The sequence below is a fragment of the Streptomyces sp. LZ34 genome (genome assembly GCF_053890475.1).
The window spans coordinates 2370016-2391547 of record NZ_CM132680.1; the positions used below are offsets into that span (position 1 = coordinate 2370016).

A 21532-nucleotide genomic window follows, 5' to 3' on the forward strand; every position below is an offset into this window, starting at 1 on the left:
TCAGGCAATGGGCTGGTGGACGGTGACGAGCTTGGTGCCGTCGGGGAAGGTGGCCTCGACCTGGACGTCGTGGATCATCTCCGGGACGCCCTCCATGACCTCCTCGCGGGTGAGCACCTCGCGGCCCGAGGACATGAGCTCGGCGACCGTACGGCCGTCGCGGGCGCCCTCCAGGATGTGCGCGGTGATCAGCGCGACGGCCTCCGGGTGGTTGAGGAGAACTCCGCGGGCCCGTCGCTTCCCGGCCACGTCGGCAGCCACGTGGATGAGCAATCGTTCCTGCTCGTGCGGGGTCAACTGCACGCCTACCACCTCACACTCGTCCCGTCGGGCGGGGTCGTCCGCGGTGGTGGGCGCCGGTCCCTCGCCCGGGGGAGAATCGCCCGCTCACCTGCGGCCCAGGGCGGCTCGCACCCGGTTTCGGAAGGCTAGTTCCGCGGCGTTTCCACAGCGTTAACTGCGACGGCTGTGATGGGTGTGACCGGGGGCCGGGGCGGGGTTGGGTCAGGTCGGGCCGCGTCGGGCAGAGCGCGGGGTGGGCAGGGCGAACGGCTCGCGCGGCACCGGGGCGCCGCCGCGACGCCCCACCGGCCTCGGCCCCGACCGCCTCGGCCGCGACCGCCTCAGCCGCGACCGCGCCGCCGGTCCCCGGCGTCCGGGCCGCGGTGCTCCGCCGCGATGCCGAACCGCCGCCGTTCGCTGGGAGCGGACGCCGCCGGGCGGACGGCCGAGACCGTGCTGATCACCTGCTCCTCCGCGCCCGCCTCGCTCGCCTCGATCTCCTCAAGTCGCCGCAGGTCATCGGCCGAGACCAGGGCCACGAGCGGTTTTCCGTGCCGCGTCACGACCACCCGCTCGCCGCCGTAGACAACGCGGTTGATCAGCTCCGCGAGCTCTGCTCGGGCTTGCGTCACCGGAATCTCGTAGGCCATGCTCCCCATCATAACGGGATGTACGTCCTGTACATTTTTTACGGACGCCCGATCACCACCTGACACCGAGAGGTGACGCGATGGAACGCCCGACGGCGCGCTACGTCCTGCCCGAGTTCACCGAGCGCACGAGCAACGGGGTCCGCACCATGGACCCGTACTCCAAGCTGCTGTCCGAGCGCATCGTCTTCCTCGGCACCCAGGTCGACGACACCTCGGCCAACGACGTGATCGCACAGCTCATCCACCTCGAGCACGCCGGGCCCGACCAGGACATCTCGCTGTACATCAACTCTCCCGGCGGCTCTTTCTCCGCCATGACGGCGATCTACGACACGATGCACTTCGTCACGTGCGACGTGGAGACGATCTGCCTGGGCCAGGCCGCCTCCGCGGCCGCCGTACTGCTCGCCGCCGGCGCCCCGGGCAAGCGCTTCGCGCTGCCGGGCGCGCGGGTCCTCATCCACCAGCCGTCGTTCAGCGAGCCCATCCAGGGCACGACCTCCGATCTGGAGCTCCAGGCCAAGGAGATGCTGCGCACCCGCGACCTCCTGGAGGAGCTGCTGGTGCGGCACACCGGGCAGACCGCCGAGCGCGTCCGCTCCGACATCGAACGCGACAAGATCTTCGGCGCGGAGGGCGCGGTGGCGTACGGGCTCGTGGACCGGCTCACCGAGAGCCGTAAGCGCCCGCAGGCGCTGCGCGGCGCGAGGTGAACGGCCGTGCTGCCACCTGAACTGCCCCCGCTGCCCGCGCTCACCCGCGCGGAGGGCGCGCTGGTGGACGGCTATCTGGACGCGGTCGACCTGCTCGGCCGGATCAACCCGGCCCGCGGCAACGACACCTACGCGGGGCTGCGGGCCGCACAGGCCCTGGTGGGGAAGGCCGCCGCCCTTCGAGACGCGCTGGCGCTGATGCACGAGCGGGGCGAGAGCCGGCTGCATGCCACGACACTGGAGCGGGCCCTGCGCGTACTGGACGGAGAACGCCGCACCGAGCGCGTCACGCTTCCCCCGACGTCTGCGCCCTGACACAGGGGAAGCGGGGCCGCTCGCGCGGGACGCGCGGCGGCTGCGCTCACGCGGGACGCACGAAAGACGCGCTCACGCGTAGTGCGTGGCGGGCGCGCTCGCCCATGATGGCCGGCGGGCACGCTCACGCGGGACGCACAGCAGACGCGCTCACCCGTAGTACACGGCACACGCGCTCACGCGCAGCAGGTGGCGGGCCCGCTCGCCCGTGGTGCACGGCGGCCGCGCTCACCCATGACGGCTGGCGGGCACGCTCACGCGGGACGCACAGCAGACGCGCCCGCCCATGGTGCGCGGCGGGCGCGCTCACGCGCAGTACGTGGCGGGCCCGCTCACCCGTGGTGCGCGGCAGACGCGCTCGCGCGTCGCACGCGGCGGGTGCGCTCACCCATGATGGCCGGCGGGCACGCTCACGCGGGACGCACAGCAGACGCGCCCGCCCATGGTGCGCGGCGGGCGCGCTCACGCGCAGTACGTGGCGGGCCCGCTCACCCGTGGTGCGCGGCAGACGCGCCGCGCCCCGGGTCACCCGGATGGCGCAACCCGGCCCCGGCGCCCCCGCCGCCCCGCTTGCGCGGGTGGCGGGCGGCGCCCTTCGCCTCCCGCCGGTCTCCCCGGTCTCCCCGGCCTCCGCAGCCTCCCCGGCTTCCCGCCTCGGCCGAGCCCTCCGGGAACCGGGGCACTGCCCCATCCCCGGCGGGCTCCGGGGCGGAACCCGCCGGGGATGGGGGCGTTCACCCGAACAGGGCAATCGTGAACGAGTTCACAAAGCCCGCCCGGCTCGGCATCCATGCCGGGCTGCGGCACCATCCCAGGGACGACAGGACCCGCCGCGCCGGGCGCCTGGCCGGCCTGGGTCGGGCGGGCCCCGGCAGACGAAGGGGGTGCGCGATGAATGCGCACATACGAGTCCCTGCAGCCGTATCCCGGGCCGGCGCCGTCTCGGCCCTCACCGTCGCCGCGGTCGGCGGCCCCATAGCGGGGCCGGTGATTCCGCAGCAGGCCGATGCGGCATCCGCCGCCGCGAAGGCGCTACAGGTCGCCGCCTCGAAGAAGGGAGCCCCGTACAAATACGGGGCCGCCGGCCCCAACCGCTTCGACTGCTCGGGCCTGACCCAGTACGCGTACAAGCGGGCCGGAAAGCGGCTGCCGCGCACCGCGGCCTCGCAGTACAACCGCACCCGTCACATCAAGGCCGCCTCCCGTCACGGCGGCGACCTGGTGTTCTTCCACTCCGGGAGCAGCGTCTACCACGTGGGCCTGTACGCGGGGCGCGGCCGGATCTGGCACGCGCCCAAGCCGGGGACCGTGGTGCGGCTGGAGCGCCTCTGGACCAAGAAGGTCTGGTACGGCAAGGTGCGCTGACGCAGAGGCCCGACTGTCAGTAGGCGCGGGTACGTTGACGGGGTCGGGAAAGTCCGTCCATCACCGTAAGGGGTCACATGTCATATCTGAACCCGGTCCGGAACATCACCTTCGACGCCCATGACCCGTACGCCCTGGCTCAGTTCTGGTCCGCCTTGACCGGGTATGTGCTGGAGGACTCCGCGCCGGACGACGACGAGGTCCTGCTCTCCGCGAACCAGACCGGCGTCCCGGGCCTGCTGTTCCTGCGGGTGCCGGACGCCAAGACCGTCAAGAACCGCGTCCACCTCGACATCCAGCCGCCCTCGGGCACGCGGGACGCCGAGGTGGAGCGGCTGCTCTCGCTGGGCGCGAAGGCCGTCGACGACCGGCGCACGGAGGACGGGCTCGGCTGGGTGGTGATGGCGGACCCCGAGGGAAACGAGTTCTGCGTCGAGCGCAGCGCCGTCGAGCGGGGCCTGGTGGAACCGATGTGACGCAACGACGTCTTCGACACCCGCGCCAACGCGCGTAGCGTGGCCGGTGTCGGCAGCAGGAGGGGGCTTGTGGTGACCGAGCAGTTCCAGGCGGACCGGACCTACGACCATGTGTACCTGGTCTTCATCGACACGGCCGGGTATTCGACGATCGTCCTGTCGAACCCGAGAGACCGCGCCGCCCACGCCTTCGACCTGCTGCGCGAGCGCATGCGCACACGGCTCGCGCAGCAGGCGGCGGAGCGCCGCTGCGCCCGCAGCGGGGTGTGGAGCTGGCGGGGCGACGGCGGCTTCTTCGCCGTCCATGACGACAGCGAGAGCGTGGCCCGCGATGTCGCGCTGGAGGCGGCCAGGACCTTCCTCACCCTGGACCTGCTCCATCTGCGGGACGAGTTCGCGCGGGCGGGCGTGGGCGGCGAGCTGCATCTGCGGATGGCCGTGCACAAGGGGACGATCCAGCACACCGGTGAGGGGCGGACCGGCACCATCCACTCCCCCGACATCAATTTGGCCGCCCATCTGGAGAAAGCGACCCCCCGGGACTGCCTGGCGATCTCCGAGGACGTGTACCGCACCGCGGGCCCGTACGCGGAGCAGTTCGCGCCCGTGGGGAGCCACGAGGGCAAGCGCGTCTATCTGATGGCCGGGGACGGCGGCCCGGAGCGGGCGGCCAAGGCCTGGCTGGCGAGCCGCGGGCTGGACGGGGGCACAGCGGTCCACGCGTATCCCGAGCGGCCGAGCTCCGAGGAGAAGGCGCGGCTGCTGGACGCGGCGTCCGAGGAGGTCCTCGACATGGGCACGGCGCTGCGCACCTCCTCCGGCCGGCTGGTCACCACCGAGCGCCCGGCCCGCTATCGCGACGCGGTCCTCGGCCTGCTGCGCCGGGGCGGCGTCTACAGCTGCTTTCTGCTCGACCCGTCCTCGGACGCCGCGGCCACGCTGGCGCGGCAGTACCAGGAGGACATGACGAGGAAGATCAAGGATTCGCTGGAGCGGTTCGGCCGGTTCAAGGAGCGCTATGGCGCCGAGGCCGAGGGGCTGCGGGTGTACCAGACGGACGAGTTCCCGGGGTTCTCTGCGCTGGCCGTCGACGTACGGCGGCCCGACGGGCTGATCCTCTACTCCTCGTATCTCATGGGCACCAGCCCGTACGGCGTGATCGAGCGCGGCGATATGCCGCACTATCTGATCAGCCCGGCGGCCGGGCCGGTGTTCGGGCGCATACGGGAGCTGGCCGAGGCCCGCGGCGCCACGGGCGGAGTCAAGCGCGTCCTGTGAGCCCGCGTACTTCGAGCCGCCGCGGTAACCCGCAAGGTCATGAACGAGGAGGGTGGACGCGCGGGTGGGCTCACGGCCCGCCACGAGACCGCGCTGGAGCGTGACGACCGCAATTTCGCCGAGTTGCTACAGGAGCTGCGAGTCACCCAGACCGGGGTGCAGATCCTGTTCGCCTTCCTGCTGACGCTGGCGTTCACCCAGCGGTTCGGCAGCCTGGACAGCGTGCAGCGCGGCACCTACATCGCCACCCTGCTGCTGGCGGTGGTCGCCGCGGCGCTGTTCACCGCTCCGGCCGCCATCCACCGCGCGCTGTTCCGGCGGGGCGCCAAGCACCGGATCGTCGACGTCTCCTCCCGGCTGGCGACCGTCGGGCTCGGCTTCCTGGCGCTGGCCTTCACGGGGTCGGTGCTGCTGGTGGTGGACGTCGTGCTGGGGCGGGGCCCGGGGATCGCCGCCGCGTCGGGCACCTTGGCCGTGTGCTGCGGGCTGTGGGGCCTGCTGCCCCGGCTGATCGGGAGGCACCCGCTCAGCCCACGGGGACGGTCCAGGGCAGCGCGATCCAGACGGTCTTCCCGCCCTCGGGCGTCGGAATGACGGACACCTCGCCACCCGACTCCGCGGCCAGCGACCGGATGATCAACAGGCCCCGGCCGTTGTCCTGATGGGTGGCGGGGGGCAGCCGTTTGGGCCATCTGGGGTGGCTGTCGGTGACGCCGATGCTCAGCCGCTCCTCGTGCTCCAGCCGCAGATCCACGGTGAAGGTGGGCGACTGGCCCATCGTGTGCTGGACGGCGTTGGTGGCGAGTTCGGAGACGACGAGCCGTACGATGCCGACGGTCTCCGCGTCCGTCGGCAGACCCCATTCGGTCAGCACGCTCGTCACATATCTTCGCGCCGCGGTCACCGACACCGGCGCGCTCGGCAGAGTGACGGATGCTTCCTGGTGGTCAGCCATGGCGACCCTGTCCCTTCCCGTCGGGGCGCGGCTGCGGACGCGTGCGAGTGGTAATGCCAAGCCAGTGAAGTCATGGGCAGCCCCGGCGGCTCTAGCGTCAGAGTGCCATCGATGGACCGCACAACGGGTGCGATCCACCGAGTTATGCATATATCTGTCGCTCGAAACGGTGAACTCTGCTACGGAAGACCGGATTTGAGCGGCACACTGGCGACCGGGAATTCGAGAGAATAGCGAAAGGGGATGTCATGCGGTACGGCCCTGCGGTGCGCCGCCGCAAGCTCGGTGCGGAACTCCGCCGCCTACGCGATCTCGCCGGACTCACCAGCGGCGAGGCCGCGCGCCGGGTGGGTTGGCACCAGTCGAAGGTGAGTCGGCTGGAGACCGGGCGCAGCGGCGCGAGACCGTCCGATGTGGCGCGGCTGCTGGATGTCTACGGGGTCGCGGACCCGGAGCTGCGCGCCCTGCTGGAGGCGCTGTGCGGCGGGGGCGCCTCGGATCCGGAGGGGTCGCGGCGCGGCTGGTGGTACGCGTACCGCGATCTGCTGCCGCCCGCCTACCGGGACTTCATCAGCCTGGAGTCGGAGGCCTCGGCCGCGTCCACCCTGGAGACCACGGTGGTGCCGGGCCTGCTGCAGACCCCGGACTACGCGCGGGCGGTGACCCGGGCGGCGCTGCCGGCTCTGCCCCCGCCGCAGGTGGACACGCTGGTGGAGGTGCGGATCGCGCGTCAGTCGGTGCTGCGCGGGGCGCGGCCGCTGCGGCTGCACGCGGTGCTCGACGAGGCGGCGCTGCGGCGCGAGGTGGGCGGGCCCGGGGTGATGGCGGCTCAGCTGCGGCATCTGGCCGAGGTCGCGGAGCTGCCGCAAGTGCGGCTGCAGGTACTGCCGTTCTCGGCCGGAATGCCCATTGGCATCACTGGTCCTTTCATTATTTTTTCCTTTTCGCACATTACTGATCTCGATGTTGTTGTTCTCGACCACTTGACGAGTAGCCTCTACCTGGAACGGAAAGAAGACCTCCGGGCGTACAGCACCGCGTTCGACACGCTGCGGACCAACGCCCTGACCGTCAAGGAATCGTTGACCTTCATCACCAAAATCGGGGGCGGCGCCTGAGGGGGCACCATGTCCACAACGTCCTGGTCCCTACCCTGCGATTCGGCACTGCGCGATGCGCATTGGCGGCGCAGCAGCTACAGCACCGGAATGAACAACTGCGTGGAGACGGCCTCACTCGCGCCCGGCCTGCTGGCCGTGCGCGACTCCAAGAACACAGCCGGCCCCGCGCTGCTGTTCGCCCCGGAGGTCTGGATCACGTTCGTCGACGCACTCCGGGGCAGCGCGCTCGACACCGGCGGAGCCACGCGCCGACAGCAGAGCTGAGCTGAGCCGTCAGGCGGTCGGCGCGGTCCGTACGATCGCGTCGGCCGCCTTCTCGATCTGCTGGTCGGTCAGATCCGCCCGGGCCGCCAGCCGCAGCCGGGAGATCCCGTCCGGGACGGACGGCGGGCGGAAGCAGCCGACGGCCAGCCCGGCCGCGCGGCAGTCCGCGGCCCACCGCACCGCCCGCTCGGGCGAGGGGGCCCGCACCGACACCACCGACGCGTCGGGCCGCACCGCGCTCAGCCCGGCGGCGGTGAGCCGTTCGTACAGCCCGGTGGCCACGGCACGGGCGCGGGCGGCGCGCTCCGGCTCGCGGCCCAGCAGGCGCAGACTCGCCAGGGCGGCGCCTACGGCGGCCGGGTTGAGGCCGGTGTCGAAGATGAACGTGCGGGCGGAGTTGACCAGGTGTTCGATCACCCGGGCCGGTCCCAGGACGGCCCCGCCCTGACTTCCCAGCGCCTTCGAGAGCGTGACGGTCGCGACCACGTCGGGCGCGCCCGCGAGCCCGGCTCCCTGCGGCGCGCCGCGCCCGCCGTCCCCGAGCACGCCGAAGCCATGCGCGTCGTCCACGACCAGGGCCGCGCCGTGCGCGCGGCAGGCGGCGGCGAGGCCGGACAGCGGTGCGGCGTCGCCGTCGACGGAGAAGACGGAGTCGGTGACCACGAGCGCGCGGCGGCGCGGCCGCCCGGCGCCCCCGGCCGTCGCCTCGGCGTCAAGGGCGGTCTCCAGGGCCTTGCGTACCGCCTCGGGATCGGCGTGCGGGACGACGGCGACCTCGGCCCTGGACAGCCGGCAACCGTCAATGAGCGAGGCGTGGTTGCCCGCGTCGGACAGGACCAGGGCGTCGCGACCGCTCAGCGCGGTGACGGCGGCGAGGTTCGCCGCGTAGCCGGAGGAGAACACCAGGGCCGCCTCGAAGCCGCAGAACGCGGCGAGCTCCGCCTCCAGCGCCGCGTGCAGCTCCGTGTGCCCGGTGACCAGCCGGGACCCGGTCGAGCCCGCCCCCCAGCGGGCCGCCGCCGCGCCGGCCGCGGCCGTCACCTCCGGGTGCCTGGCCAGGCCCAGGTAATCGTTGCCCGCGAGGTCGAGCAGCGGGGAATCGGCGGGGCGGGGGTTGAGCGTACGGACGAGTCCAGCACGGCTCCGCCGTTCGCTCTGCTCGTCGATCCACTCGAACGGGTCGTCCTGGCGTTCCTGGGGCATATGCCGTCCCTGCCTTCCGTCCACTGCAATCGCCACGCGGCAGAGCCGGCTGTGTCAGTCTGCGGCTCCGCCGCGTGGCGATGCAGCCGGCTCCGCCGCTCGGCGGGCGCCAACTGTCGGGTCCCGATAGAACGTAGCGGCGTCCATGCATGGGCAGGGTGTGGCAATACACACACCTGGAACGAGTGGTGTTGTGCGGTCCCTCCTTTGCCCCGGGCCCTGGGGCAGGGCAGGATCGGCGCCATGGAGCTGCTGAACACGCTGGTGGACAAGGGGCTGCGGCGCGAGCTGCCGACCCGAGAAGAGGCCCTCGCCGTGCTGGCGACCGCCGACGACGACATGCTCGACGTGGTGGCCGCGGCGGGCAAGGTGCGCCGCGCCTGGTTCGGGCGGCGGGTGAAGCTCAACTATCTGGTCAACCTCAAGTCCGGGCTGTGCCCCGAGGACTGCTCGTACTGCTCGCAGCGGCTCGGCTCGCGCGCCGACATCCTCAAGTACACCTGGCTGAAGCCCGACGAGGCCGCGGCCGCCGCGGGCGCGGGAGTCTCAGGCGGCGCCAAGCGGGTCTGTCTGGTCGCCAGCGGGCGCGGCCCGACGGACCGGGACGTGGAGCGGGTCTCCCGGACCATCGAGGCGATCAAGGAGCAGCACGAGGGCGTCGAGGTGTGCGCCTGCCTCGGTCTGCTCTCCGACGGGCAGGCTACGCGACTGCGGGACGCGGGCGCCGACGCGTACAACCACAACCTCAACACCTCGGAAGCCACATACGGGGACATCACCACCACCCACACCTACGCCGACCGGGTGACGACCGTCCAGCAGGCCCAGGCGGCGGGCATGTCCGCCTGCTCCGGGCTGATCGCGGGCATGGGCGAGACGGACGAGGACCTGGTCGACGTGGTCTTCTCGCTCCGCGCGCTGGACCCCGACTCGGTCCCGGTCAACTTCCTCATCCCCATCGAGGGCACCCCGCTCGCCGAGGAGTGGCAGCTCACCCCGCAGCGCTGTCTGCGGATCCTGGCGATGGTGCGGTTCGTCTGCCCGGACGTCGAGGTACGGCTCGCGGGCGGACGGGAGATCCATCTGCGCTCGCTCCAGCCGCTCGCGCTGCACCTGGCGAACTCGATCTTCCTGGGCGACTATCTGACCACCGAGGGCCAGGCCGGCAAGGACGACCTCGCGATGATCGCCGACGCCGGCTTCGAGGTGGAGGGCACGGACACCACGACACTGCCCACGCACCGGGCCGACGCGCTCGCGGCGGCCCGGGCGGGCTGCGGTTCGCACGGCGGTTCTGATGCGGAGGCGGTGGGCGCGGGCTGCGGTTCGGCGGGCGGGGGCTGCGCGCCGTGCGGCGACGCCGCGCCCGCGGCGGTGCCCACCGCTGGCGCGGGAGCCGCGGCGGGGGCGGGAGCCGGAGCCGCGGCGGGAGCCGAGCCCGCGCCCGCCGCCGCGCCGGCCGCCGGCGCCCGTACCGACCTGGTCGCCGTGCGCCGCCGCGGCGCGGGCACGGACCTGCCGCCCAATGCCTGAGCCGCTGCTGACGCCCGGCGAGCTGCTGGCCCTGGATCGGCGGCACGTCTGGCATCCGTACGGACCGATGCCCGGCCGCCAGGACCCGCTGATCGTGGAGTCCGCCGCCGGAGTCCGGCTGCGCCTGGCCGAACCGGCGGAAGGCCGACGGGAGTTGGTCGACGGGATGTCGTCGTGGTGGTCCGCCGTCCACGGCTACAACCACCCGGTGCTCAACGACGCGGCGCGCGGCCAACTGGACCGGATGAGCCATGTCATGTTCGGCGGGCTCACCCACGAGCCCGCCGTACGGCTGGCCGCCCGCCTCGTGGAGATCACCCCCGAGCCGCTCGAACACGTCTTCCTGGCGGACTCCGGCTCGGTCTCGGTCGAGGTCGCGGTCAAGATGTGCCTGCAGTACTGGCGCTCGCTGGGCCGCCCCGCCAAGCGGCGGCTGCTCACCTGGCGCGGTGGCTACCACGGCGACACCTGGCAGCCGATGGCGGTGTGCGACCCGGACGGCGGCATGCACCACCTGTGGTCGGGCCTGCTGCCCCGTCAGATCTTCGCGGACGCGCCCCCGCCCGGCTACGACGCCCCGCCGGACCCCGCGTACGAGGCGCATCTGCGCGACCTGGTCGCACGCCACTCGCACGAGCTCGCCGCGGTGATCGTCGAACCGGTGGTGCAGGGCGCGGGCGGGATGCGCTTCCACTCCCCCGGCCTGCTGCGGGTGTTGCGCGAGGCCTGCGACGAGCACGACGTGCTGCTGGTCTTCGACGAGATCGCGACCGGCTTCGGCCGCACGGGTGAACTCTTCGCGGCCGGACACGCGGGCGTCAGCCCCGATGTGATGTGCCTGGGCAAGGCGCTCACCGGCGGCTATCTGACGCTCGCCGCCACGCTGTGCACGCCACGCGTGGCGGACGGCATCTCGCGCGGTGAGCTCCCGGTGCTCGCCCACGGCCCGACCTTCATGGGCAACCCCCTGGCGACCGCCGTCGCGCTCGCCTCGATCGACCTGCTGCTCGGCCACGACTGGCGGCAGGAGATCAAGCGCATCGAGGCGGGACTGCGGGACGGCCTGGCCGCCACGGCCGCACTGCCCGGCGTACGCGACGTCCGGGTCCTCGGCGCCATCGGCGTCGTCCAGCTCGACCACGCCCTCGACGAGGCAGGCATGGCGGCCGCGACCCGCGCGGCGGTACGTGAGGGCGTATGGCTGCGGCCGTTCCGCGACCTGCTGTACACGATGCCGCCGTACATCACGAGCGACGACGACGTGACCCGCATCTGCGCGGCCCTGCACGCGGCGGCCCGCGCGGGCTGATGCGGACGGGACACCGGGCCGCCCCCGGCCAGGGCGGACCGCACCCGCCCGGTCCGGCGGACCGCCCGGCGGTGCCGAACCGGCCTCAACCCCTCCGTGGACAGAACCCGTACCCGCACGACAGCGAAAGGCGCGACCACATGCCCGTACTCGTGATCACCGGCACCGGCACGGAGATCGGCAAGACCATCACCACCGCGGCGGTCGCCGCCACCGCGCTGGCCGCCGGCCGGTCCGTGGCGGTGCTCAAGCCGGCGCAGACCGGGGTCGGGGAGGACGAGCCGGGGGACGCCGCGGAGGTGGCGCGGCTGGCGGGGGCGGTCACGCAGGCGGAACTCGCCCGCTATCCGGAGCCGTTGGCCCCGGCCACCGCCGCCCGGCGGGCCGGCCACGCCCCGGTGCGCCCGTACGAGGTGGCCGAGGCGGCGGGGAAGTTGGCCGCCGAGCACGACCTGGTGCTCGTGGAGGGCGCGGGCGGGCTGCTGGTGCGCTTTGACGAGGAGGGCGCGACGCTCGCGGACGCGGCCCGGCTGCTGGGCGCGCCCGTGCTGGTCGTCGTGCACGCGGGCCTGGGGACGCTCAACACGACCACCCTGACGGCGGAGGCGCTGCGCGCCCGGGGCCTGGACTGCCCCGGCGTCGTCATCGGCAGCTGGCCCAAGGCCCCGGGTCTCGCGGACCGCTGCAACCTCGCGGACCTGCCGGAGGCGGCGGGCGCTCCCCTGCTGGGCGCCCTCCCCCATGGCGCTGCGGCCCTCCCGCCCCTCGGCTTCCGCGCCGCGGCCCCCGGGTGGCTGGCCCCCGAGCTCGACGGGACCTGGAGCGCGGAGCGGTTCGCCGCGGCGCAGGGCTGACTGTGCTGACCGTGCCGTGCTGACCGTGCCGTGCTGACCGTGCGGCGGGGCGCACGCGATGATCGCGTACGCCCCGCCGACTCACCCGGCCACCTCACCCCGCGGCGCGATAGGCCGCCGTCAACTTCCCCAGCGCCCCCACCACGTCCCCGCTGAGCAGCAGATGGTCCGCCTCGGCGAAGGGTTTCGCCACCGCTGGGGTGATCTTCTGACCGACCCGGTCCTGGACCAGGAGCCGCGCGGCCGTCGCGATCGCACGCCCCCGCGCGGAGTCCGCGCGCCCCGCCTTCCGGGCGGCCTTCGCCTCGGCGGTCAGCTCCCCGAGGCGCTTCGCGCCGTCCTCACCGGGTGCGCGGGCCGACGTCGTCAGCCCCCACCCGTACGGGTACTGCGGGTCGTACGTCGCGTCGCCCACGTTGATCGGCAGCTGCGCCTCGGACCTGGGCCAGGTCACCGGCAGCTGCCCGATGAAGGCCCGCTTGCCGTACAGGACGTCCGCGACGCCGTCGCCCTCCGTGCCGGGCAGCCAGGACGCGACGAGGGCGTCGATGTCGCCGAGCCGGTCGCCGACGAGCTGCGGACGCCCGGAGACGATCAGCACCGCGCACTTCATGGCGCCGCACACCCGGTCGACCGCAGCCTGGTCGGCGTCGGACAGCCGCAGGTCATGGCCGTTGCCGACATCGCCCGCCCCCTCGGCGTACGGGGTCTCGCCGACGACCACGACCCCGACGTCGTGTCCGGCCGTCGGGGCGGAGGCGTCCTTGGAGTAGGTGATGGCCGAGCCCCCGGTCCCCCCAATCGGCGAATGCGCCTTCCGCATGCCCTCCAGGATCGTGGTGCCCTCGGTGTTCCGGCCGGAGGAGCCCTGCCAGGTGATGGTCCAGCCGCCGGTCTGGTTGCCGAGGTCGTCGGCGTTGGACCCGGCGACGTACACCTTCTGGGAGGGCTTCAGGGGCAGCACCCCTCCGTCGTTCTTCAGCAGCACCTGTGACTTCGCGGCCGCCTCGCGGGCGACGGCCCGATGCCCTGCCGAGCCGATCCGGTCGAGGTTCGAGGTATCGGCGTTGCCAGCCTTGTCGGCGTACCGCTTTTCAAAGAGGCCGAGCCGGAATTTGGCCGTCAGGATGCGGGAGACCGCGTCGTCGATCCGGGCCCGGCTGATCCGGCCGGCCTTCACCTCGTCGACGAGCGTGGTGCGGAAGTCCGCGTACGCCGTGGGCACCATGATCATGTCCACCCCGGCGTTCACCGAGGTGCGGACGTCGCTCGGGTAGTCCCCGGGGATCTGGTCGATGGCCTGCCAGTCGCTGATGACGAAGCCCTCGAAGCCCATCCGGTCCTTCAGCACGCCGTTGATCATCGCGCCGTCGGCGTGCGTCTTGAGCGGCGCCCGCCCGTCGCCGAGGATGTCGAGCGAGGAGTACGAGGGCATGACCGTGCCCACCCCGCGGTCCACGGCCTCCCGGAACGGCGCGAGGTGGACCTTCTCCAGCTCCTCGCGGGTGACCTTGGTGACGCCCTGGTCGATGGTGTAGCTGCCGGTGGTCGAGGACCCGAACGCGGTGCCGCCGTCCCCGACGAAGTGCTTCGCGGTGGTCAGCACCTTGTCGGAACGGTCCAGGTCCTTGCCCGAGGGCGAGCCCTGCATGCCCTTGATGACCGTCTCCATGGCGGTGACCAGCGCCGGGTCCTCGCCGAAGGACTCGTACGCCCGTCCCCACCGCTCGTCGCGCGACACGCACAGGCAGGGCGCGAAGTCCCAGGGGACGCCGGTGGCGCGCACCTCGGAGGCGGTCACCGCACCGGTCCTCTCGGCCAGCCGGGGGTCACGGGTCGCGCCGAGGCCGATGTTGTGCGGCATGATCGTCGATCCGGCGACGTTGTTGTGGCCATGGACCGCGTCCACGCCGTACACCAGCGGGATCTGGAAGCGGGTGGCCTGGGCGCGCAGCTGGAAGGCGTCCACCATCCGCGCCCAGGCCTCGGGCGTGTTGGGGGTGGGCACCGAGCCGCCGCCGGACAGCAGGGAGCCGAGACCGTAGGTCGCGATGTCGCCCGGCGGGGCGAGCGCGTTGCGCTCGGCCTGCGTCATCTGCCCGGCCTTCTCTTCGAGCGACATCCGGGAGAGCAGGTCCTTGACCCGGCGCCGCACCGGGAGCTCGGGGTCGAGATACGGCAGCCCATGCACGTCGATCACGGCCCGCGGCGGCTCGGCGGGGGCCTTGGCGCCGGAGACGGTGAGCCGGAGCGGGATGGTCTCGGCCGGTTCGGCGCCGCCGCCCCTCGCGGTGACGACCTCGACGGTGCGCGAGGCGCCGGAGGCGGTGCCGGCCGGGAAGGTCACGCTGCCCTCGACCGGTCGGTAGTCCTCACCGGAGGTGGCGGTGCCCCCGTCCGCGTCGGTGGCGTAGTCGACGGTGACGGGTTCGTCGATCGGCACGGAGCCGGTGGTGGCGACGGAGATCTTGACCCGGGCGGTCGCGCCCTCCTTGACCGGGTGGACGGGGGCGTCGGTGACCACCTGTGCCGCGAGCGAACCGTCGGCCTTCCCGTACAGCTCGACCCCGTCGAACGCGAACCGGCCCTTCTGACCGGCCGGGAGGGTGACCGCGTAGCCCCAGGTCCCGGTGAGGCCCAGAACATGGTCGATGCCGCCGACCGGCTGGTAGTCGGTGCGGTACCGGAAGTCGGAGAAGGGGATCTCGACGCGGTGCCAGCCCTGCCAGTCGTCGGTGAAGGAGGCGGTCCACAGCTCGGAGGCCTCGCCGTTGGCCCCGCCGTCCTTGATCTCGAAGTTGATCCGCTTGCCCGAGCCGGGCGGCAGGGGCGCGGTGTTCTGGCCGTACCACCAGAAGCGGATGCCCTTGGCGGCGGACCAGTCGTGGGCGGGCCGGTCGAAGGCGAAGTCGTGAGTGAAGCCGCCCCAGCCGCTGATGTCGTACGAGCCTTCCAGCACCTTGGCCCCCTCGGGGGCGTCGGCGCGCTCCACGAGCTTCAGGGCGGGCTGGTCGTCGGCGTCGCCGCCCCAGGTGAAGATTGCCTCGGCGGGCGGCGAGGCGAACGGCACCTCTCCCTCGAAGCGGTCCACGGGGACGGGCACAGGCTCGTCGGCCGCGGCCGCGCCGCCTCCCGTGAGGGGCAGTAACGCGGCGACGACGGCCCCGGCGATGAGCGACGCCGCCGTGGCTCCGCGTCTTCCGTGCTGTCTGCTCTGTCTGCTCTGTCTGCTCTGTGTTCGCTGTCTTCGCTGTCTTCGCTGACATGGCATCGCGGCTCCTTCGCGTGCGTTCAATTCATAAACTCATGACGAGAAATCACGAGCAACATCCATCACGGATCTTGACCACTCAATTTCAAATGATCGACACTCGGCACACGTGCCAGGGAGCTGACACGCGTGATCACTTCAGCATTTGTCCGGATTACGGGACCCGGATCTTACCGCCGTGCGAACGGATCCCGCATGCCGTCGTTCCGCGCGGCTAACTTCACTCCTCAGAAGGGCTGTTGGTGATGACCGTGTCGTTCAGTAAGAGACCTGAAGGTCCAAGTCGCCGTGAACTGGTCAGGCGACTGGGCGGTACGGCTGCCGCGTTCGCGTTCCTGGCGGCCGCGGGGCCGCTGGCGACCGCCGCCCCCGCGGCCGCGGCTTCGAAGCGCGTACGGAACCTGCTCACTCGACTCACCCTCGACGAGAAGATCTCCCTGGTCCACGGCGCCACCGACCCGCAGCGACTCGGCCAGGCCGGGTACGTCCCGGGCATCGCCCGCCTGGGCATACCCGAGCTGCGGCTGTCCGACGGCCCGGCAGGCGTCAACGTGGCCGCGTCAGCGACCGGACTGCCGCCGGTATCCACCCTGGCCGCCGCCTTCAACCCCCGCCTGGCCCGCGAATACGGCGAAGTGATGGGCCGCGAGGGACGGGCACTGGGCATGGACGTCCTGCTGGCCCCGCAGATCGAGCTGTCCCGGGCCCCTTACTTCAGCCGGAACAAGGACCAAGCGGGCGAGGATCCCTTCCTCAACTCGGCCATCGCGGTCGCCCAGATCCACGGCGTACAGGCGCAGGGCATGCTCGCCATGGCCAAGCACTACCTGGCCAACAACCAGCGCCTGCACGAGTTCGACCGGGCGACCCCCGAGACCAGCTACGACTTCCGGGTCGACGACCGCACCCTGCACGAGCTCTACCTTCCCGCCTGGGAGGCCGTGGTCCGCGCCGGGGTCTCGTCGGTGATGGCGGCCTACAACCATCTCAACGGCGAGTGGAACGCCGAGCACAAGCCGACTCTGACCGACATCCTCCGTGGCGAGCTCGGCTTCGAGGGGTTCGTGACCTCGGACTGGGGTGCCACCCACAGCATCTCCGTCGAGGCCGGACTCGACATGCAGATGCCCGACGGATCCTTCTTCGGGGATCCGTTGAAGGCGGCGATCCAGGCCGGCACGATCCCGGAGTCAGCGCTGGACACGGCCGTGGGGCGGCTCCTCGGGCAGTACGACCGTTTCGGCCTCCTCGACGGCAGCCGCGAACCCGCGCCGAGGACCGTCGACATCGAGACCGGTGCCCGCGTCGCCCGCGAGGTCGCCACCCAGGGTGCGGTGCTGCTGGCCAATGACGGTGGGCTGCCGCTGTCCCGCGAGGCGCTCGGCTCCCTCGCTCTGATCGGTCCTACGGCCGCGCAGGTGGCGGTGTCGGTCGCGGGCGAGCGCGCGTACGGATTCGAGGACCGCATGATCGGTCCGCTCGACGCGCTGAAGCGGACCTCGGGCGCCGACATCGCCTTCTCCGTCGGCGTCGACCTCACGGGGAGGGCCGTCCCGGCCTCGGTGCTCACCCCCGCCTCCGGCGTGACCGACCCGAACATCGACCACACGGGGGCGAACGCCCTCCCGACCGGCTCCACCTACACCTGGACCGGCACCCTCACCCCGCCCACCACCGGCGAGTACGCCCTGAAGATCCAGGGCTGGGGCGGCGCCGTCACCCTCACCCTCGACGGCACCCAGATCGCCTCCGCCGCCTCGTCCCGCGACAACTTCGTACGCAAGTGGTCGAGCATCGTGCCCACCACCGACGGTCTCGACAACGGCATGGCCACGGCTCGACTCACCGCGGGCCGGGCCTACTCGGTGAAGGTCACCGCCACCGGCTGGGCGGAGACCGTCCACGACCGGGGGCCGGTCCAGGTCCGCTTCGCCTGGGTCACCCCCGAGCAGCGCGCCGCCGACATCGCGGCCGCCGCCCGGCTGGCGAAGAGGGTGCACACTCCGGTCGTCTTCGCCTTCAACGGCTCCGGCGGAACCACCGGCGGCTCCGGCGACCGTACGACCCTGACCATGCCGCTGCACCAGGACGAGCTGATCGAGGCGGTCGCGGACGCCAACCCCCGCACCGTCGTCGTCCTCAACGCCGGCGACCCGGTCACCATGCCCTGGCGCGACAAGATCGGCACCATCCTGCTCGCCGGATACGTCGGCCAGGAGGGCGGCTGGTCCACCGCCGACCTGCTGCTCGGTCGCGCCAACCCCGGCGGCAAGCTGACGATGACGTATCCGAAAAAGGAGGCCGACCACCCGGTCCTCGACCCGGCCCACCCCGAGCGCTACTACGGCGTCGACCACACGGTGACGTACAGCGAGGGCATCTTCGTCGGCTACCGCCACTTCGACAAGCACGGCATCGAACCGCTCTTCCCCTTCGGACACGGCCTGTCCTACACGCGGTTCGGCTACTCACGGCTCTCCGTCCACCGCCACGGGCGCGGCCTGACGGTGTCGTTCACCCTCACCAACCAGGGCCGCCGCACGGGGGCCGAGGTCGCCCAGGTCTACGCCGGGGCGCCCGCGAGCGCGCCGGTCGAGACGGCGGTCAGGACCCTCGCGGCCTTCCAGCGCGTGGAGCTGAAGCCCGGAGAATCCCGTCGCGTCAGCCTGGAGATCGACGAACGGCAGTTGTCGTACTGGGACACCACGAGCAAGGACTGGGTGCTGCCGCGTGGCCGGCGATCCGTGTACGTCGGATCCTCCTCGCGCGACATCCGTCTGAGCGGCGTTACGTCGATCAATGACGCGTGAACGCCCGCGTCAAACGCTTGCATGCCTCTTGACGTGAACGCGTCGCTGGGTGTCACTGTTAGGAATCTTTCCTATCATTCTGACCGGGAGGAACCCTGTGGCACCCATCCCCCGCAGACCGCGCCGAGCGGTCGGCGCCTTCCTGGCCGCGGCCACCGCGGCCTTAGCCATCGCCCTGCCGAATCTCAGCGCGGCCCAGCCCTCCGGAGCGACGGTCGCCGCCGCGCCCGTGCGGTACGAGGCCGAGTCCGCGGTCATCTCCGCGGGCGCGGCCGAGTCCAACCACGACGGCTACTCCGGCTCCGGATTCGTCAACTTCGACAATGAGACCGGGAGCTACGTCGAGTTCACGGTGGACGCCCCGGCCGCGGGCAGCGCCACCCTGACCCTTGGCTACGCCAACGGCACGGACGCCAACCGCCCGCTGGACATCGCCGTGGGCGGCGAGCAGGCGGTGGACGGCCTGGCGTTCCCGGCCACCGGCGCCTGGACCAGTTGGTCGTCCGTGACCACCACGGTCACCCTCAAGGCGGGTGCCAACACCATCCGCACGACCTCGGCGGCGGCCGAGGGCGGGCCCAACCTCGACTACGTCGATGTCACCGCCGCCGACGGACCGGCCGGAACGGACTACGAGGCCGAGTCGGCGGACATCTCCCAGGGTGCCGTCGAGTCCAACCACGCGGGCCACTCCGGCACCGGATTCGTGAACTTCGACGTCGTCACGGGCGCGTACGTCGAATTCACCGTCGACGCCGCACAGGCCGGCCCCGCCCGGCTCGACTTCCGCTACGCCGGCGCCACCGCCGACCGCCCGCTCGACATCGCCGTCAACGGCGCCACCGTCGCCGACGACCTCTCCTTCCCGGCGACCGGCGCCTGGACCACGTGGAAGACGGTCAGCGTGAACGCCACGCTCAAGGCCGGCGGCAACACGGTCCGCGCGACCACCTCCGGCGTCGACGGCCCCAATCTCGACAAGCTGACCGTCACCCCGACCGGCCCCGCCGACACCGAGCGGCCGAGCGCCCCCGCGAACCTGCGCAAGGACAAGGAGCCGACGGCCACCACCGTCTCGCTGGCCTGGGACGCGGCCACCGACAACGTGGGCGTCACCGGCTACGACATCTATCAGCACGGCCAGTTGATGAAGAAGGTCGGCGCGGACGTCCTCGCGGCGACCGTCGAGAGCCTCGCCCCCGAGACCTCGTACGACTGGACCGTCTTCGCCCGGGACGCGGCCGGGAACGCCTCGGAGGCGTCCAACGCCGTCACCATCGCGACCCTGCCCGCCCCGCCGGACACCGAGCCGCCGACCGTCCCGGGCAACCTGACCTCCCCGTCCAAGACGGCCACGACCGTCGATCTGGCCTGGTCCGCGTCCAGCGACAACGTCAAGGTCACGGGCTACGAGATCTACCGCGACGGCGCGCTGTCCGGCACCTCCGAGACCACCACCACCAGCGTCGCGGGCCTGAGCCCGAACACCGCGTACGCCTTCAAGGTCAGGGCGTACGACTTCAAGGGCAACAAGTCCCCCTTCACGCCCGAGATCACGGTGACCACCTCCGGAAGCCAGCCGGGCGGCACCCCCGACCCCGGCACGGTCAGCACCCTCGCGAGCGGGGTGGACGTGGCCTGGGGCCTCGGCTTCCTGCCCGACGGCACGGGCATCTTCACCGAGCGCAACACCTTCAACGTCTACAAGCTGACCAAGTCCGGTACGAAGACCCTGGTGGGCAAGGTGCCCAACTCCCAGACCACCGGCGGCGAGGGCGGTCTGCTGGGCATCGAGGTCTCCCCGACCTTCGCCACCGACCACTACCTCTACTTCGTCCACACCTCCAGCGAAGGCAACCGCATCGCCCGGATGACGCTGGAGAACAACACCCTCAGCGGCTACAAGGTGCTGCTTCAGGGCATGGAGAAGAGCCGCTACCACAATGGCGGACGGCTGCGCTTCGGCCCCGACGGCAAGCTGTACGCCTCCATGGGCGACGCCCAGACCGAGTCGCGGGCGCAGGACCGGAACTCGCTCAACGGCAAGATCCTCAGGATCAACCCCGACGGCTCGATCCCGTCCGACAACCCCTTCGGCAACGCCGTCTGGTCACTCGGCCACCGCAACCCGCAGGGCCTGGACTTCGACTCCAAGGGCCGTCTGTGGGAGTCCGAGTTCGGCAACAGCGTCATGGACGAGGTCAACCTCATCCAGAAGGGCGGCAACTACGGCTGGCCCAACTGCGAGGGCACCAGCGGCGACTGCTCGGGCTCCGGCTACATCGCGCCGAAGAAGACCTGGTCCACCTCCTCGGCCTCGCCCAGCGGGCTGACGATCATCAATGACCATGTCTTCGTCGCCACCACCGTGGGGAAGCGCGTCTACCGGATGCGGATCGACTCCTCGTCGAACCTCGTCGAGCAGAAGACGTACTTCCAGGGGACCTACGACCGGCTGCGCACGGTCGAGGTCGACCACGACGGCGACATCTGGCTCACCACCTCGACCGACAAGGACGGCACGGACGGCAACGACCGCATCCTGCGGATCGACATCGTCTACTCGGACGACAACACCGCCGGTGAGTTCAAGCTGAACAGCAGCGCCTTCAACGACAACGCGACCATCCCCGCGCGCCACACCTGCGCCGGGGACGGAACGGCGGGCCGGGACCCCTCGCCCCCGCTGGCCTGGGGCGCCGGAACCACCGGCGCGCGCAGCTGGGCCATCGTCTTCGCCGATGTCGCGAACGGCGGCAACAAGCTCCACTGGGCAATCTGGGACATCCCGGCGGCCAAGCCGGCACTGCCCGAGGCGCTGGGGTCCGGATTCAACGTCCCCGGCCAGGACGGCGCCAAGCAGAAGGCCATGGGCAGCGGCGCCAACGCCCAGCAGTACTTCGGGCCCTGTCCCGGCGGTTCGACGCACCCGTACACCTTCACCCTCTACGCGGTGAATACCGCGACCGTGCCCGGGATCGACTCCGGCTCGTCGATGGCCCAGATCGAGACGGCGATCAAGAACGCGAGCACAGCGAACGTGAAGCTGCGCGGCAACTCGAACGCCGGCACGTAGCACCCGAGCACCCGAGGCGGCGCGTACAGTGCGCTCAGGCATGAGGGCGCCCCC

At 71.9% G+C, this 21532-nt stretch carries 18 protein-coding genes; 13 read left to right on the forward strand and 5 right to left on the reverse strand.

The genetic code is table 11. The annotated features are described in order from the left end of the window. Entirely contained in the window at positions 1-303 is a 303-nt protein-coding gene (locus ACWY4P_RS08540; protein WP_456209641.1) for an urease subunit gamma, read from the reverse strand. A 320-nt stretch (positions 304-623) separates the two neighbouring features. Beyond that, entirely contained in the window at positions 624-932 is a 309-nt protein-coding gene (locus ACWY4P_RS08545) for a type II toxin-antitoxin system Phd/YefM family antitoxin (RefSeq protein ID WP_456209642.1), read from the reverse strand. An 80-nt stretch (positions 933-1012) separates the two neighbouring features. Between ACWY4P_RS08545 and ACWY4P_RS08550 the strand changes: the two genes are divergently transcribed. From ACWY4P_RS08550 to ACWY4P_RS08575, 6 genes are all read left to right on the forward strand, one after another. Further along, positions 1013-1648, forward strand: a complete 636-nt coding sequence (locus tag ACWY4P_RS08550; protein WP_456209643.1) for an ATP-dependent Clp protease proteolytic subunit — start codon at positions 1013-1015, stop codon at positions 1646-1648. A gap of 6 nt (positions 1649-1654) precedes the next feature. Next, positions 1655-1963 (forward strand): hypothetical protein, encoded by a 309-nt coding sequence (locus tag ACWY4P_RS08555; protein WP_456209645.1) that lies wholly within the window; start codon positions 1655-1657, stop codon positions 1961-1963. Between the two features lie 891 nt (positions 1964-2854). Then, positions 2855-3328 (forward strand): C40 family peptidase, encoded by a 474-nt coding sequence (locus ACWY4P_RS08560; protein ID WP_456209646.1) that lies wholly within the window; start codon positions 2855-2857, stop codon positions 3326-3328. A 77-nt stretch (positions 3329-3405) separates the two neighbouring features. After that, positions 3406-3804 (forward strand): VOC family protein, encoded by a 399-nt coding sequence (locus tag ACWY4P_RS08565; RefSeq protein WP_456209648.1) that lies wholly within the window; start codon positions 3406-3408, stop codon positions 3802-3804. A 72-nt stretch (positions 3805-3876) separates the two neighbouring features. After that, positions 3877-5082, forward strand: coding sequence for a hypothetical protein (locus ACWY4P_RS08570; RefSeq protein ID WP_456209649.1), 1206 nt, complete (start codon positions 3877-3879; stop codon positions 5080-5082). A gap of 39 nt (positions 5083-5121) precedes the next feature. Continuing rightward, entirely contained in the window at positions 5122-5676 is a 555-nt protein-coding gene (locus tag ACWY4P_RS08575) for a DUF6328 family protein (protein WP_456209651.1), read from the forward strand. Here the strand turns inward: ACWY4P_RS08575 and ACWY4P_RS08580 are convergent. After that, on the reverse strand, positions 5609-6037 hold the full coding sequence (locus tag ACWY4P_RS08580; RefSeq protein WP_456209652.1) for an ATP-binding protein: 429 nt from the start codon (positions 6035-6037) through the stop codon (positions 5609-5611). The two genes, ACWY4P_RS08575 and ACWY4P_RS08580, sit on opposite strands and share 68 nt — an antisense overlap. Before the next feature lie 248 nt (positions 6038-6285). On the opposite strand from ACWY4P_RS08580, the gene ACWY4P_RS08585 reads away from it, so the two are divergent. After that, on the forward strand, positions 6286-7155 hold the full coding sequence (locus tag ACWY4P_RS08585; RefSeq protein ID WP_456209653.1) for a helix-turn-helix domain-containing protein: 870 nt from the start codon (positions 6286-6288) through the stop codon (positions 7153-7155). A 9-nt stretch (positions 7156-7164) separates the two neighbouring features. Continuing rightward, positions 7165-7422, forward strand: a complete 258-nt coding sequence (locus tag ACWY4P_RS08590; protein WP_456209655.1) for a DUF397 domain-containing protein — start codon at positions 7165-7167, stop codon at positions 7420-7422. A 9-nt stretch (positions 7423-7431) separates the two neighbouring features. Here ACWY4P_RS08590 and ACWY4P_RS08595 read toward each other — a convergent pair whose 3' ends face one another. Next, positions 7432-8625, reverse strand: coding sequence for an 8-amino-7-oxononanoate synthase (locus ACWY4P_RS08595; protein WP_456209657.1), 1194 nt, complete (start codon positions 8623-8625; stop codon positions 7432-7434). A 243-nt stretch (positions 8626-8868) separates the two neighbouring features. Here ACWY4P_RS08595 and bioB point away from each other — a divergent pair, with 243 nt between their 5' ends. From bioB to bioD, 3 genes are all read left to right on the forward strand, one after another. Next, positions 8869-10158, forward strand: a complete 1290-nt coding sequence (bioB, locus tag ACWY4P_RS08600) for a biotin synthase BioB (RefSeq protein WP_456209659.1) — start codon at positions 8869-8871, stop codon at positions 10156-10158. Then, entirely contained in the window at positions 10151-11467 is a 1317-nt protein-coding gene (locus ACWY4P_RS08605; RefSeq protein ID WP_456209661.1) for an adenosylmethionine--8-amino-7-oxononanoate transaminase, read from the forward strand. The genes bioB and ACWY4P_RS08605 overlap by 8 nt, the downstream gene beginning before the upstream one ends. A gap of 140 nt (positions 11468-11607) precedes the next feature. Beyond that, the gene (gene bioD / locus ACWY4P_RS08610) at positions 11608-12321 is read left to right on the forward strand and encodes a dethiobiotin synthase (RefSeq protein WP_456209663.1); all 714 of its coding nucleotides are present in this window, start codon (positions 11608-11610) and stop codon (positions 12319-12321) included. Positions 12322-12415: 94 nt separating this feature from the next. Here bioD and ACWY4P_RS08615 read toward each other — a convergent pair whose 3' ends face one another. Beyond that, positions 12416-15412 carry a glycoside hydrolase family 3 protein gene (locus tag ACWY4P_RS08615; protein ID WP_456209665.1) on the reverse strand — a complete coding sequence of 999 codons (2997 nt, stop codon included), beginning with the start codon at positions 15410-15412 and terminating at the stop codon, positions 12416-12418. Positions 15413-15843: 431 nt separating this feature from the next. Between ACWY4P_RS08615 and ACWY4P_RS08620 the strand changes: the two genes are divergently transcribed. Together ACWY4P_RS08620 and ACWY4P_RS08625 are read left to right on the forward strand one after the other, a co-directional pair. Then, a complete protein-coding gene (locus ACWY4P_RS08620) occupies positions 15844-18402 on the forward strand; it encodes a beta-glucosidase (RefSeq protein ID WP_456209667.1) in 2559 nt (852 codons plus the stop codon). 97 nt (positions 18403-18499) lie between these two features. Continuing rightward, positions 18500-21478: a PQQ-dependent sugar dehydrogenase gene (locus ACWY4P_RS08625; protein WP_456209669.1), complete on the forward strand. Its 2979-nt coding sequence runs from the start codon at positions 18500-18502 to the stop codon at positions 21476-21478. Positions 21479-21532: the final 54 nt, after the last annotated feature.